The 450-nt window shown below is 58.7% G+C and carries 1 protein-coding gene; it reads left to right on the top strand.

Features of this window, described 5'->3' with window-relative positions:
• Positions 1-30 precede the first annotated feature (30 nt).
• The coding region (locus AB1462_RS32015; protein WP_367249113.1) for a hypothetical protein at positions 31-450 on the top strand (420 nt) is incomplete at its 3' end.

Here is a 450-nt window from a genome sequence, read left to right as displayed (position 1 = left end):
ATCATGCCCGCTCCGTGCTAATCGGAGAACATGGCACAGAAGAAAGCATTCGAGGTCGATGCATGGCTTGCGCGACCCAGTCCTGAAACGAGCATCGTCCTGTTTTACGGTCCCGATCGCGGGCTGGTTGCAGAACGGGCGCGCGCTTTTGCTGTACGCACAGGCTTGCCGCTGGATGATCCCTTTTCGGTTGTCAGGCTGGACGCTTCCGAAGCTGAAAAGGGCGACGGCCGCCTGCTTGATGAAGCGCGCACCGTGCCGATGTTTTCCTCCAAACGCTTGCTTTGGGTTCGAAATGCCGGCGGCCAGAAAGGGTTCGCCGACGATGTAAAAGCCCTCTGCACTGAGCCCTCGCCCGACGCCATCATTCTGATCGAAGCGGGCGAACTTAAAAAAGGTGCAGCACTTCGCACCACGATCGAGGGCAGTTTCATTGGCATGGCCCTGCCC

Origin of the sequence: Pseudomonas sp. SB113 (genome assembly GCF_040754745.1) — a bacterium.
Classification (GTDB): domain Bacteria; phylum Pseudomonadota; class Gammaproteobacteria; order Pseudomonadales; family Pseudomonadaceae; genus Aquipseudomonas; species Aquipseudomonas grimontii.
The sequence above is the reverse complement of the archived record's forward strand: the minus strand, read 5'-3'. Positions and strand labels throughout refer to the sequence as shown.